At 51.1% G+C, this 12,084-nt stretch carries 10 protein-coding genes; 2 read left to right on the top strand and 8 right to left on the bottom strand.

Going from position 1 to position 12,084, the window contains the following annotated elements; all coding sequences use genetic code 11:
* Window positions 1–19 precede the first annotated feature (19 nt).
* Window positions 20–1,090 (bottom strand): Gfo/Idh/MocA family protein, encoded by a 1,071-nt coding sequence (locus MHB82_RS02685; protein ID WP_341173744.1) that lies wholly within the window; start codon window positions 1,088–1,090, stop codon window positions 20–22.
* A gap of 41 nt (window positions 1,091–1,131) precedes the next feature.
* Window positions 1,132–1,608 (bottom strand): GNAT family N-acetyltransferase, encoded by a 477-nt coding sequence (locus tag MHB82_RS02680; RefSeq protein WP_095361661.1) that lies wholly within the window; start codon window positions 1,606–1,608, stop codon window positions 1,132–1,134.
* Window positions 1,609–1,888: 280 nt separating this feature from the next.
* Between MHB82_RS02680 and MHB82_RS02675 the strand changes: the two genes are divergently transcribed.
* On the top strand, window positions 1,889–2,965 hold the full coding sequence (locus MHB82_RS02675; protein WP_095361498.1) for a copper amine oxidase N-terminal domain-containing protein: 1,077 nt from the start codon (window positions 1,889–1,891) through the stop codon (window positions 2,963–2,965).
* A gap of 138 nt (window positions 2,966–3,103) precedes the next feature.
* Here MHB82_RS02675 and MHB82_RS02670 read toward each other — a convergent pair whose 3' ends face one another.
* The 6 genes from MHB82_RS02670 to MHB82_RS02645 form a co-directional block, all read right to left on the bottom strand.
* Complete coding sequence (locus tag MHB82_RS02670) at window positions 3,104–3,505, bottom strand: RidA family protein (RefSeq protein ID WP_095291863.1); 402 nt, start codon at window positions 3,503–3,505, stop codon at window positions 3,104–3,106.
* Between the two features lie 216 nt (window positions 3,506–3,721).
* Window positions 3,722–4,687: a M15 family metallopeptidase gene (locus MHB82_RS02665; RefSeq protein ID WP_095361499.1), complete on the bottom strand. Its 966-nt coding sequence runs from the start codon at window positions 4,685–4,687 to the stop codon at window positions 3,722–3,724.
* Window positions 4,688–4,767: 80 nt separating this feature from the next.
* Entirely contained in the window at window positions 4,768–4,941 is a 174-nt protein-coding gene (locus MHB82_RS02660) for a hypothetical protein (protein ID WP_176476187.1), read from the bottom strand.
* Between the two features lie 65 nt (window positions 4,942–5,006).
* Entirely contained in the window at window positions 5,007–5,774 is a 768-nt protein-coding gene (locus MHB82_RS02655; protein ID WP_146239786.1) for a hypothetical protein, read from the bottom strand.
* A gap of 47 nt (window positions 5,775–5,821) precedes the next feature.
* Window positions 5,822–9,022, bottom strand: a complete 3,201-nt coding sequence (locus MHB82_RS02650) for a DEAD/DEAH box helicase (protein WP_341173743.1) — start codon at window positions 9,020–9,022, stop codon at window positions 5,822–5,824.
* Window positions 9,023–9,252: 230 nt separating this feature from the next.
* Window positions 9,253–9,696, bottom strand: a complete 444-nt coding sequence (locus MHB82_RS02645) for a chemotaxis protein CheW (protein ID WP_176476190.1) — start codon at window positions 9,694–9,696, stop codon at window positions 9,253–9,255.
* 298 nt (window positions 9,697–9,994) lie between these two features.
* Here MHB82_RS02645 and MHB82_RS02640 point away from each other — a divergent pair, with 298 nt between their 5' ends.
* Entirely contained in the window at window positions 9,995–11,974 is a 1,980-nt protein-coding gene (locus MHB82_RS02640) for a methyl-accepting chemotaxis protein (RefSeq protein ID WP_341173742.1), read from the top strand.
* Window positions 11,975–12,084: the final 110 nt, after the last annotated feature.

Raw genomic sequence — 12,084 nt, 5'->3', positions numbered from 1 at the left:
AGCAAACTCTGCGATAAAATTAATCCAGACGAATCTCCTGCCCTTTCTCAGCAGACTCATAGATTCCGCATAACATCTTGGTCGAAGCTACCCCGTCTGCAATCGGGCTAATCGGTCCGGTACCGTTTAAGCAGCAGTCCACAAAGTGATCAATTTGATTCTGGAATGCACTATGAATATGCAGCCCCGTATGATCTGTCTGCGGCTCGATATTCAGGATGGTGTTGTGTTTTTCCGTAACAATCAATGTCTCAGGTTCGAGCTCGAAGCCGCCGCGTTCACCGTACAATTTGACATAGGATTCCTCCCCGCGAGCATGCAAAGTAAAGCTCACATCCACAGCGAGCGAAGCTCCATTCTCAAAGCGAATCAGTGCGTTAGCCATATCTTCTACGTTATTCACGGCAGAACTGTAATCCGCTGCCTTGTAGAACGAAAGGTCTTCGATATGAGCACGATTGCCCAGCTTCCGATAGGTGTTCCCACTTACCGTAACTGGTTTCGGCCGGCCCATGAGATACCAGCATTGGTCGATGATATGTACGCCCAGATCAATAAGAGGACCTCCACCAGAGCGGTTCTTGTCCGCGAACCAGCCTCCGGGATTGCCCAGACGGCGAAGTATGGATGCCTTGGCATAATACAATTGACCAAACTCCCCTGCATCAATAAATTTCCGAAGCATCTGCATATTGTTGTCGTAGCGCCGCACAAATCCAACGATGAAGGTACAGCCGCTTTTCTTCACGGCCTCTTCAATTCGCAATGCATCTTCCACATTTGTTGCCACAGGCTTCTCCAGCAGCACATGCTTGCCCGCCTCAAGGGCTGCGATGGCAAATTCGGCATGCGTATTATTCCATGTACAGATACTGACTGCATCCACATGAGGGTCCTTTAGCATTTCCCTATAATCGGTGTAGACGGACTGTGCATCATATTTCTGAGCTGCGGCTGTTGCGCGCTGTTCGTTCAGGTCACATATGGCATAGATGACAGCGTTCTCGTTTTTGGCATAACACCTCATATGCAGATCCGAGATGGATCCGGTGCCGATCATTCCGATGTGCAGCATTTTGCTTGTACTCATCTTCGTCCTCCCTTCCTTTTTCCGGAAGCTTCATGATCTCTCTAGTCTGCCCGCAGCATGCCTCTGTAAATACCCGGTGTTGAATTTTCGATCTTCACGGCACCCAGCGTCCGGGCATAAAAATCCACTGGCCCTGCTGATCCAATGATCGCATAGCCATAACCATCCGCCTTCATGGCGTGCATGCAAGCCAGCAGCAGCGCTGTACCCACACCTTTGCCCCGCGCCTCCTGGCTCACTCCTGTTGGACCGAAGAAGTTGCGGCAGGTCGCTTCATAACAGGCGAAGCCTATTATTTTCCCGTGTTCGAGGGCAATATAACAGGATACGGGCTGGCGCGCAAAGGATACATCACACTCATCCACCCAAGGCTGGCTAAAATGCGATCTAACCCAATCCAGCACAAGCTGTTTCTCCGGAGCAATGGCTCTTCGAATTACGATCGAGGACTGCTCCAGTCTTTTCAATCCACTCTCCTGCTCCGGCAAATGATAGAGCGCTACCAACATATCACTCATCTGATCCATTCCTCTCCTCATTGAATGTTATGGCGTTTTTCTCGAACTTCCAAGCGAACAGGAACGGAGCAAAGGTTGTACCACTCATCTGAAATTAACCGTATCCCGCTGCCTGTAACCCGGAAATTCTCACATCGGGCAAATAATAATCTGACACGCCACTCACATGACTCATCGTTCATCTGCAACAATTGGATGGTTTGTTCCGTCTATGAGAATGAACGCGGCCTTAATTAGGAGTTTACCGCGAACTATCCAAGATTAGAAGGGAAGATCAACAATGAACAACAACATGAAAAAAGTAAGTGCCCTAATGGTCCTGTCCATGGCCCTAAGTGGAGGAGCAGCATATGCTGCGACACTGGAAACGACCCAGTCTAGCAGCCCAACCTCCGTAGCTGTAGATAGTGCTTTGTCTGAATCCGTAAACGTAACTGTCAATGGCACAGCGATCACGGACGGCTATTGGAACAAAGATGGCAAGGAAGCCATGATCGCACTGCGCGATCTTACGGATGCACTCGGCATTGAGCTGAAGTGGAATAAAGAGAATAAGTCGGCCGAGCTGACTAAAGGTAATTTCTGGACACTAGTCATGGCAGACAAAGATCAATATTCGTTCAATAAAATGTTGATTACGCTGGGAACTGCACCTCAAATCACCGATGGCAAAATGTTCGTACCGGCTTCATTTGCAGACAAGGTGCTACATACCCAGGTAACAACAACCGGCAATAAAGTCACGATTTCTAGCGAAGAGGACGTGAAAAACGTTACTGAGCGCGGCGTCATTACAGGAATTAACCCGGATACTAAATATCCTTCCATTCATATTGGTGGCGCGGGCACTGAAGGTCTGGTGCTCAATCTGGGTGAGGATACCGTTATCAAATCTGCAGACGGCAAGGAGATTGCACTTACCGATCTGACCATTGGCATGACTGTAGAAGCTGTACACGCACCAATCATGACCATGAGCCTTCCACCGCAAACACCGACCTACGAAGTGACTGTTGTGGATACCGTTGCTAAGGAATCCGTTACGAAATCGGAAGATGTTCTGGGTACTTCGGGTACCATAGAAAATGTAAGAACAACCAAGGATCAAGGGACCCAGATTGAGATCTCTGGTTTCCGTTTGACCGAAACATCGCCTGACCATGTCATTCTCAACATTTCGGAAGATACCAAGCTGGTCAACCAAAAGGGTGAGGCCATCAAAGCAGAGGAACTGACGAAAGACGCAAAAGTCATTGGATTCTATAGTCCGATGCTAACTCGCAGCCTGCCTCCAATCGGGAATGCCTGGAAAGTGGTCGTGGATACTTCGGGTGCAGAGATTGTACCGTTTCAATAAACAGGAGTTGTCACAGGTTTATTAAATTAGACCGATTTAACCTATAACGTTCCAATTGCAAAAAATAACCTTACCCGGTCTGTTCTTTTACAGACGTGGGATAAGGTTATTTTTCCATTCCAGCTATGTGGCCTTTGTTTATTCGGCTTCTGGATCACTTTCAATTATGGCTTCTGCTTCAATCTCAACCATTAACAGGGGATCAATGAGTGCACTTACTTCAACCATTGTGGCTACAGGCTGGATCTGCCCAAAGAATTCGCCGTGGGCCTTGCCTACTTCCTCCCAGCGGGAGATATCCGTCACGAACATGCGGGTTCTTATCACGTCCGACAAGTCTGCACCTAATTCATTGAGCGCCTTCTCAATCGTCTGCAAAACAAATCTGGTTTGGGCGTATGGATCCCCCGCTCCCACTACAACGCCGTCCTGCATGGCTGTCGTTCCTGCCACCTCTATCCGGTTTCCTACCCGGATGGCCCGGCAATAGCCCACAAGCGGTTCCCATGGGGAACCAGTAAATACCTGCTGTTTACTCATTGTGTCCTCCCTCGCTCTGCTTGTCTTTTATTGGATAATCTCTGCATTATAACAGGCCGGATTCAATCTAGGTACCAGAAATTAGGTAATCGAAAGTTATAAATCTACTAAAAAAAGTCCCATGTACGTAACCAGCTGCTGTGCAACCAGACACGTTTACAGGACTTTTTTTTCATTTAGGTATTCAAGCACAAACTAAATACGCTGCCAATCGGCTTACAGTTTAATATTGGCCTCATCAAAGTATTCTTCAAGGGTCAATCCGCTTTTCGCAATATCGGGTGCCAGATCGGTTCCGACATATCGGATGTGCCAAGGCTCGTAGACGTAACCCGTAATGTCTTCCTCACCCTTAAGGTAGCGGATAACGAAGCCATAGTCTGCAGCATGTTCTGCCAGCCACTCGCCTTCTTTCGAGGTGCCAAACACTTCTTCCAGGGCATTACCTACACTCGGGCTGGATACGTCGATCGCAAGACCCGTCTGATGTTCACTTCTGCCCGGCTTAGAGCTCACACGATCTGTATATTCTTGTCCTTTGGTCTGCACATTGTTGTTATAGATGGAAACCTGGCGTTCATATGAACGGTATCCAGACACCGCGCGCAGCTCAATGCCGTCTGCCTCAGCTCCTGCAAACAGCTTCTCCAGCGCTTCTGCGGCTTCCTTCCGCATGTGGCGCTTCTCGTGAGGACCATCGAAGGAAAATGGCACATTCGGCTCTACCAAATCGTCTGGCTCATAGCCTTCCGGCAGGCTGCGCTGCTTGTTCACGATAACCGTCATGGACTCTGCATTGGTAACAACGGATTGACTGTCAATCGTATTTTGCATCGCACTAATGCTTCGCTTCTCCAGCAGAGGGTCACCCGCATTTGTCTCATTGCCAGCATCTGAAGAGTCCTGCTCTTCACCCGCAGAAGCATTGCCGGAATCCCCGTTCTCACCAGATGATGGCTGATCTGTCTCGCTGCTGTTTGTCTTGTCGCCGTCATCCCCTGTGTCCTCGGTTAAATGAACGGTAGTTCCGTCTGTTTCCTGCTGCGTATTGCCTGCTGCGTTCAGATCCTGACTTTCCTCTGATCCCGAGCCATCCTGGCAGGCGGACAGCAATGCTCCGCATATCATAAGCGAGGACAGCAATACCGCTATATGGCGCTGTCTTCCTGTTCGTGATTTCATCTAAAAAACTCCTATCGCAATATAAGTATGAAAAAAATAAAATACGCTCCGGGGCATTTCATCCCCTGCGACAGTATACATCAAATTGCAGTGAAGCTCCACCGCTCCAAGCTTACTGGCAGGGAATAGCCATCATGTGAAAAGGGTCGCACGGCATATACGGCTATTTTTCGGACTTTTAGGGCATCATCCCAACGTTTAATCAGCAGATCCAGATTAAAGTCCGGGTTGATATCCTTTCCAATCTTGCTCACCATAAGGCCATCTTACACAGACAAATAAGCGAGGGTGATCCAAGATCTCCCCCGCTTCATGCCTGCTATGATTTGGTTGCCGGGCTGTCCTTCTTCTTCTGGACAGCCTGCCAGATCCGCGCTGCTACACGCTCGCGGATCATGGTCAGACCTGCTGCCACGGGTACTCCCGGCAGCAGCGCGGCCAGTTCCGGCGTTGCCGGAGGCTTGCCCGGCTGCGCCAGCCGCACCTGCACCGCGCCGAAGCCAGGGCCTGGCTGGTGCATGGCGCCATCTGCGGCAGCCTCGGCGATCCACTCACCGACGGCAGCGCCGCCTTCGCCGCCCCGCGCCTGCGGGCGGCCCGCCGTTTCCGCGGCGCGGCCCGCGCTGCTTGGATCATGGGCCAGTTCCTCTGCCCATGATCCAAGCACGCCGGCAAGCAGCGCTTCGCGCGGCAGGCCGGCGTGCGCAAGCTGCAGCAGCGGCTCGGCCGCAAAGCGCGCAGCGATGGCGTGCTCCGCAGCCGCAGCATGCGCGCAGTCTGCGCGGCCGCAGGAGCATGCCGCAGCGGCCGGCGCAGCGGGCAGCAGCCCCGCGAGCTCCGCCGGGGCAGGGCCGCCGCGAAGCAGCGCGTACAGGGCCAGCGGCCGTTTGCGCAGCTGGACCAGCACGGCCTCGCGAGCTTCTTCGCTGAGCTGCGGCAGCGTACCTGTTACCGTGAACAGGCTGGCGGATGTTCCAGCCTGCTCCGCGGCTGCTGATGCGTTCTGACGCGCTTCAGCAGCCTCACTCACCCCTGCTGTCCATCCACCGGGGGACATATGCAGCTCCACATTCCATTTTTCGCTCATAACCTTCCCCCTTCTCATATGATCGCCCACCAATATACTTGTCAAACTTATAACCACGTCTCACCCTGAAGCGAGATCAGCCCGCGCAATTCGTCATCCGACATTTCGGTCAGCCAGTTCTCCCCGGAACCAACCACCTGTTCGGAAAGTGCCTTCTTGCTCTCGATTAGCTCATCTATGCGTTCCTCCAGCGTACCCTGGCAGATCAATTTGTGAACCTGCACGTTGCGATTCTGCCCAATTCGGAACACCCGGTCTGTTGCCTGATTCTCCACCGCGGGATTCCACCACCGATCATAGTGGATGACATGGCTGGCACGCGTCAGGTTTAGACCTACCCCACCAGCCCGGAGGGATAGAACGAATAGTGATGGTCCCTCGCCCTTTTGGAATGTCTCCACCATCTCGTCCCTCTGTGCCTTGGACACGCCGCCGTGCAGGAAATACGGTTCTTCCTCATAACGCTGCGTTAGGCGCGATACCAACAGCTCGCCCATTGCCACATATTGAGTGAAGATGAGTGCCGATTCTCCGTTGTCACGGATCGCATCAACCAATTCCAGCAAGCGTTCCATTTTGCCGGATGCCTCCACTTTCGCATGATCCTTGCGGCTGCTGTCTGCCAGTACCGGATGGTCGCAGATTTGCTTCAGTTTGGTGAGTGACGATAATACAATCCCTTTGCGGGCAATGCCGTTTCTGCCATCCAGTCCACCCATCAGGTCATCCACTACACGTTGATATAGGATCGTCTGCTCTGGTGTCAGTGAGCAGTATGATTTCAGCTCCAGCTTCTCTGGCAGATCCTTGCGGATGTCCGGATCGCTTTTGAGCCTGCGCAGCATGAACGGCGAAACAAGCCGGTGTAGCTCCCGCAGGGACGTGCTGTTTTCTTCGGATGTCCCCATTCCGGTGTATCGCTGGCGGAACGATGAAGCTGTTCCAAGATATCCGGGATTGAGGAATTGGAAAATGGACCACAGCTCGCTCAAACGGTTTTCGACCGGTGTACCAGTCATCGCAATCCGGTGAGGCGCCGATAAGCGCATCACACTTTGTGCCTGCTTGGTACGATAGTTTTTGATATACTGCGCTTCATCAAGGACCACGGTTGACCAATGCAATGAGGCAAGGTCAGGTCCGTCCCGGCCAGCCAAGTGATAGGTCGTCAGCACGATATCATGTGCCTGTGCCTCGGCCTGAAACGCAGTGCCATGAAGCCGCTGTCCCCCATGATGAATGTACAGAGACAGATTTGGCGCGAATCGTTTGAGCTCACGCTGCCAGTTGCCAAGCAGAGAAGTCGGGCAGACGATGAGTGCTGGCAAGTTGACGGCCTCTGCAGGTTCAATCTCGCCAGACTCCGATGGATCAACCGAACCATACATTTCATTTTCACGCGCTTCTTCCGCCGCTGCCTGCTGTTCCTCATGTTTCTGGTCGAGCAGGCACGTGATCACCTGAATCGTCTTCCCGAGACCCATATCATCCGCGAGGCAAACTCCGAAGCCAAGCTCACGCATCGCAGACAACCATTGATAGCCGCGCTCCTGATATGGCCGGAGTTCCCCATGCAGCTCCGCAGGCACTTGACGTGGTTCGATACTGCGAAGCACCTGTCCGTCCAGCAGGAAGGAGAGCAGACCTTCGGATTCCGCACCAAAAACGGATAATCCCTTCCAGGCTGCATCCTCGCCTTCCTCCGCAGCCAGATGAAGCCATTCGGATAACGGCATATATTGTTCTTCTTCTTTTTTCATATAACGCAGAACCTGGCGAATCTCCTTCGTGTCGACTTCGATCCATTCGCCGCGGAACATCACATAAGGTACCGAAGCTTCGGCTAACGCAGCAAGCTCCTCTGCAGTAACAGGTTTGCCGTCCAGCATCGGTTCCGCCTTGAAGGCAACCAGTTGTTCCATCCCCAGTGCATTCGGAGCGCCAGGTGCCCGTTCCGTACCACGATTGAGCATCTGTAAACGCAGCCCAGCTCTACGCCGACCCGCACGACTCCAGCGGGATGGCATAAGTACGGTTATTCCTGCCTTCTGCAAACGCGGCACCGCATGAGTCAAAAACTCGAAAAAGGACTGCTGCTCCAATTTTATCCCTTCCGGGCGGGGTTGAAGCAGGGCTATTTCCAGTTCAGGTGCCAATTCACTGGCTTGACCGAGGGCCATGAGCAGCTGCTCCGCTGCGGATACGTAGCGCACCTTCCCCCGATCCAGGTCCCGATCCGGATGAGCCCAAATGGTTCGTGCAGGTAATCTCAGACCAGCCTCCTGTGCACTATCTACCCAAAAGGTGATGCCCCACAACGTTTCATGCTCGCCAAGAGGCGGTTCAAGCCGAAGCACCAGCTTCAGTTCCCCTTCGGCAGGGGCAGTTTCCTCACTGCCGATTACGGGCATCCCTGTGCCCCCTGCTTCCCGCAATGTCTCGATCAGCTCTGCCATTTCCTCCGTTGGCCCCTGTACAGTCACGGGACGGAACATCGAGATCAGGCTGTTCCACCACAGTTCGGCTGCTGGAGAAGATCCACGCCGAAACGGGGTGCGGTATCTTGACAATTCACTGTCCATCCCTTCCAGTTCTCCTGTCACAACAGCATGAATCATGCCGCTCATGAATGAAAACAGGACAGCAGCACCTGCCTCCTCCCGCGATTCCGGCTCGGATGAAGCGTATGCCCCAGGTGCAGACAAACCGATTGGCGGCATGGCTTCCGCCAGTTCGCGGAAACGTTCCACATCTGCTTCCTGAGACAGACGAGGTCGCCATACCCCTGTCAGCGTTTCTTGTCCCGTCCGTCGCCGCGCCCCAGTCTTGGCAGCAAATTCGGCAGAAGGAGCAATCTCTCCGCGCAGCAGCAGCTCCTGTGTGAACTGTGCTGCTTTTATCCAGTAGCGAATCTCCTCACCTGCCTGAATCCCTGCGGCCTTCAATATGCTGTCATCCCAATGGAGCAGCAGTTTAAATGTATCTTTGGGCGAGATCGCAAGCCCTTCCAGCGTCCGTCCAAGCAATTGGCGCCGCTTCGTACTCTTGGCTTCCGCAGCATTACGCATCGGATTGGGCCAGCGCAGCTCCGCAAGGCGAAGAGCGGCAGGCTGAAACAGACGACCTCCGTCGCCAAAATTCAGCCTCCTTACCACGTGGGTCCATGCATCCACACGCGGCTCCGATGTTTCACCGGAAAAACAAAAAAATACGTCACCAAGCCATACTCCATACAGCGATTGCATCATTACAGTCTCCCGTCATCCCTTCGCATTGTTACTCTCCATCATATACGAAAATGCCCGGATTTAAAAACCTTTACGCACAAAAATTGCTTTATTCATCTCTTGATACACTCCAGATACGTTCCTGATCACTTCAATCCGCATAAAAAAATGTTCCTTCTCCCCTGGATGGGATTAGGAACATTAAGATTGTGTGCAGGTCTTCACCTGCTGCTAAAATGACACCAAACGATTTATTCACCTAAACTTGTCAGCAGGCCCAACATTACTTCCAGGTTCAAAATTCCCGCCGTATGATCCGGGGCATGTCCAATCTCTTTGAATACACCTGTCATGAAACGCTTATGCTCTTCTGCAGGTTCTTCAAACCGATCGTAGGTCACCACAGAATCCACCGTGTCCACAATTAGAGGCACATATCCTCCTTTATACGGTACGACAATAATACGCGTAGAAGCATCGTCATCTTTATCGGGCATGCCCAGCAGAACCCGCAGACTAACGACGGAAACCACCTTGCCGTACAAAGACCCAAAGCCCCTGATCTCCGGACTGCCGAACGGAACAGTTGTCACGGGAATCATTCTGATAATTTCATGTACTTCCTCAATGCGAAGCGCGAAAAACTGATCTCCAACCGTAAAATTAATGTATTGAACTTGAGCTTCCTCATTCATAGTTGTCCCCATACCCTCTCACTTTTAAAGGTTACTTGGTGTATCGGCTATTTTCCACGAAATATTTAGAGCTTCATTTAATTTAACAAGCTGTTTATTCCTTTCCAAACAACCGAAGCGAGGGCGGAAGAAGTCGTGAAGAGTTCTCTTTCATCAGAAGAAATATAACTTTCTATCATATAGTTCATTTTTCCTATAATCACTCTATAAAAAACGCGAAAAATGTCGATATACACTATAAGTTCTTTTTGAATCAATACTTGCTCTAACGATCATATTTTATGAAAAGAGGAAAAACATGACGCTAAAAGCCAAAGTCATTGTCATCGTCACCGCTATTTGTATTTTGCTCGCAGCCCCGCTAAGTTATATCGCCCTCCTCGTAATTGAAAAACAGGCTACGGAGTCTGTGGATAACCAACTGCAGAGTACGGTTCAATATGCTGCAGCCGAGGTCAATGGATGGGCCATAGCCCAAGCTAAAGTGATTGAGACACTCGGGAAGGTCATTGAAGATACCGTGCCTCTGAACGAGATCGGTATGGACCACCTCCAAGCTTTCCAACTGCCGTCTAATAAGGAGAATATCGCTACCATATATTTCGGGCTTGAGGACGGAACCTACATGGATGGAGCAGGCTTTATTCCTGATGCGACCTTCGACGCCCGCGAACGCCCCTGGTACGTGCAAACCAAAGCTTCCAATGAGCTGACATATAGTGACGCTTACGTGACCAAAGCCGGTGTACAGTCCATATTCATTGGGGTGCCTCTCCATGATGCAGACGGGAATTTCCAAGGTGCGATCGCTGAAAATATTGCTCTGGATTCCATCAAGGATGAGATTAACTCCATTCAGACGGAGAACGGATTTACCTTTTTGCTGGACCAGGCCGGTGTAGTGCTCTCCCACCCCAATCAGGAGTTGTTGAATACCCCACTTGCGGATCAAAGTGACTATACCGATATTGTGGGCACGATGCTTAAGGAGCCAAGCGGATTATCCGAATATACCTACAATAATGATCGCCAATTAATCTATTATGAGAAAATTCCGAACACCAATTGGATTGTTGCCACATCCATCTCCAAGGCAGCTGCCCTGGCTGAGTTTACGAAGACAAGAACGTTGTATCTGGCCTTTATCGTTGTATTTACACTGATTTTGGCGGCTCTCGCCTATTTCTTTGCTCTAAAAACGATCAAGCCCTTGCTTGCCATGAAAAATAGTGCCAAGCAGCTGGCAGCCGGAGATCTTACCGTGCAAGTTGCCGTGAAAGGAAAAGACGAGATTGCACAACTGGGTTCGTCATTTAATGAAATGTCTGCTTCACTACGCAGTTTGATCGGAAAGGTCGATCAATCGGCTCAGCAGGTTCAGGCCTCTTCCCAAACCATGTTCAAAGATGCTTCCGGCAGTAACGAAATTGCCGGGCAGATCTCGACAGTAATCGAGGAAATTGCCAAAGGTGCGGGAGAACAAGCTGAATCGATTCAAGCCGGAGCTGAAATGGTGTCCGGAATTAACGGAATCATTGATCAGATTACAGACGAAGCCCGGCAGGCTTCCGAAACGATATTGGACGTTAATCACGCGATGGAGAGCGGCCAAAGTGCAATCGCTCGTCAGTCAGATCTATCCCAGGCAGGACAGGAATCCACCAGTCGGGTCGAAACATCCAATGAACTGCTGCTGAGCAAAATTGGTGAAATATCCGTCATTACAGGCAGTATTCAGAACATTGCAGCACAGACCAATCTGCTTGCCCTGAATGCATCCATTGAAGCTGCACGTGCAGGAGAACATGGCAGAGGATTCGCCGTTGTTGCCGGGGAAGTTCGCAAGCTTGCCGAACAATCTTCCCACTCCGTTGCTGAGATCGATCAGTTATTGAACGACCTGAATGCAGCAGGCAAGCAAAGCGCAGCCGAACTGGAGCAGTTCCGCCTGAATAGCTCGGATCAATTGGATTCCATGGCAGAAACATCAGCTTCCTTTGATCTGATTCGTGGGTCCGTAGATGAAATCATACACAAAATTAGCTCGATCACTTTGGGTATGAATGAGATCAAATCAGGTGCTGCCCAGGTATCTGACGTTATTACAGGGCTCGCCGCTGTCGCTGAGGAGAGCGCTGCTTCTACCGAAGAAGCCGCATCTTCCACAATGGAACAATCCTTGTCGATCAGTAATATCTCGGAAACAGCCAAGGCGTTATCCGATCATGCAGATCAATTGCTGCGTGAAGTCAGTCGTTTCAATACGGAAGATAAATAAGAAAGATCGCTATAAAATAAACTAACGAATGTAAACTACATCAAAAAGACCAGAGATTGGCTATATGCCAAAACTCTGGTCTTTTTTGCACGTGATGCTGTGGATAACTA

It is taken from the genome of Paenibacillus sp. FSL K6-2862, assembly GCF_038005125.1.
GTDB lineage: Bacteria > Bacillota > Bacilli > Paenibacillales > Paenibacillaceae > Paenibacillus > Paenibacillus illinoisensis_A.
Note: the sequence above shows the minus strand (reverse complement) of the source record. Positions and strands in the feature narration are given on the sequence as shown.

Excerpts from the sequence above, each read along its gene's own strand:
- MHB82_RS02685 (WP_341173744.1), bottom strand. The coding sequence starts at position 1,090 with ATGAGTACAAGCAAAATGCTGCACATCGGAATGATCGGCACCGGATCC.
- MHB82_RS02670 (WP_095291863.1), bottom strand. The coding sequence starts at position 3,505 with ATGAGTAAACAGCAGGTATTTACTGGTTCCCCATGGGAACCGCTTGTG.
- MHB82_RS02680 (WP_095361661.1), bottom strand. The coding sequence starts at position 1,608 with ATGAGTGATATGTTGGTAGCGCTCTATCATTTGCCGGAGCAGGAGAGT.
- MHB82_RS02655 (WP_146239786.1), bottom strand. The coding sequence starts at position 5,774 with ATGAGCGAAAAATGGAATGTGGAGCTGCATATGTCCCCCGGTGGATGG.
- MHB82_RS02650 (WP_341173743.1), bottom strand. The coding sequence starts at position 9,022 with ATGATGCAATCGCTGTATGGAGTATGGCTTGGTGACGTATTTTTTTGT.
- MHB82_RS02645 (WP_176476190.1), bottom strand. The coding sequence starts at position 9,696 with ATGAATGAGGAAGCTCAAGTTCAATACATTAATTTTACGGTTGGAGAT.
- MHB82_RS02675 (WP_095361498.1), top strand. The coding sequence starts at position 1,889 with ATGAACAACAACATGAAAAAAGTAAGTGCCCTAATGGTCCTGTCCATG.
- MHB82_RS02665 (WP_095361499.1), bottom strand. The coding sequence starts at position 4,687 with ATGAAATCACGAACAGGAAGACAGCGCCATATAGCGGTATTGCTGTCC.
- MHB82_RS02640 (WP_341173742.1), top strand. The coding sequence starts at position 9,995 with ATGACGCTAAAAGCCAAAGTCATTGTCATCGTCACCGCTATTTGTATT.